This is a genomic window from Neisseria sp. P0009.S007 (genome assembly GCF_051962515.1).
In genome coordinates, this window is the sequence record NZ_JBQCVF010000321.1 from 1 (window position 1) to 1,472 (window position 1,472).

Sequence of the window (1,472 nt, forward strand, 5' to 3'; positions counted from 1 at the left end):
TGTGCGCCACCGGCTACGGTTTCGCTGATGATGTTGCTGTCGCCTTTGACATTGATGGTGTCGCCCAATGCGTAGTTGTTGCTGCCGGTGGTACCGCCGAAGTTGATGCCTTTGGCGATATTGGCGGCGTTGTTGGCTACGTTTTGGTTGGTCGCAAACAGTTGGCTGCCGTTAATGGCATCTTTGCTGTTGGCATTGAGGTCACCGTCGGCTACGTTGGTCACTTTGTTGCCTGCAGCATCGATACCGGACTTGGTCAGTTTGACGTCACCTGCTTTAACGCCGTCTTGGGTCAATGCGACATCGTCGCCTACTTTCACACCGTCGTTGTTAACGGTGGTGTCGCCGGCTTTGACGCTGTCTACTACCAGGTCTTTGTTCAGCTTGACGGTAACGGTATCGCCTTGGGCTTCAGTCGTGATGTTGTCGTCACCGGCAACGGTCACGGTGGAACCGAGTTTTTCGACATTGGTGCTGCCGCTGTCGCCGTTGAAGGTCAGGCCTTTGCTGTCAACGGTGGTTTTGGCGTCTACGCCTTTTTGGATATTATCTTTAGTACTTTGAGCGAGATCGATACTGTAATCAGTTGTTACTGCACCATCGGCTGCAGTTGTAGCATTGGAGGTCAAATTCAAAGCATTGGAAACTTGTACCGTTGCTTTATCTGCGCTGACGGTATAAGTGGTTTCTTTGCCTGAAGTTGTCTTATTGACATGCGTGTTGCTGCCTGCCGCCACCTTGGTTGTGGTTTTGGCATTATTGATGGCATTAGCTACATCGCCGGCAGTTGCCACACCGGCAGTCGGCGCGGACACTGTGCCATTATTATCGACAGACAATGTGCCTTGAGTGACATTGATTTGAACTTTTGACGCATTCTCGCCATCGGTGACCGCAACGGTCGTCAAGTTGCCATCGGCGTAGTTGACTGTACCGTTGTTGTTAATACGAGATTTGTCTGTACCGTTTTGTTGGATATTGTGTCCAACATTGTTCATAACTGTGTACAACTGGCTACCGTTGACCGCATCGGTCGAAGTGGCGGAAATACGACCTGCGGCAACATTCTGGATTTGACGTTCATTGCCTGCACTGCCTACAGAAACCGCGCCTGTTGTAGAGGATGAAGAAGCAGCATAGCTGACATTGGTCGCAGCGCCACTATCGTTTTTGAATGAGGCATTTTTAGCTGTTGCATCAAAATTATTGGCGGCACCGACAGCACCATTACCCAATGCAACAGAGCTACCGATCGTAGTCGTCGCGCCACTACCCAAAGCAACTGAATCGCTTCCAGTTGCTTTTGCATTATTACCGCCGGCAAAACTATTCTGTCCGGCAGCTTGGGCTAAGGAACCAATAGCGGTGGAATAAAGGCCTGAACTGTTTGCCTGCTTACCAATGGCGATAGAATAAGCTTGCGTTGTCTGCGCCTGATGACCGATTGCAACAGAATCATCACCGACTGCATT

Annotated in this window: 1 pseudogene; it reads right to left on the reverse strand. The window is 50.4% G+C overall.

The window, feature by feature from the left end:
- Window positions 1–1,472, reverse strand: a pseudogene (locus ACTHS3_RS12890) (hypothetical protein); the annotation flags it as partial.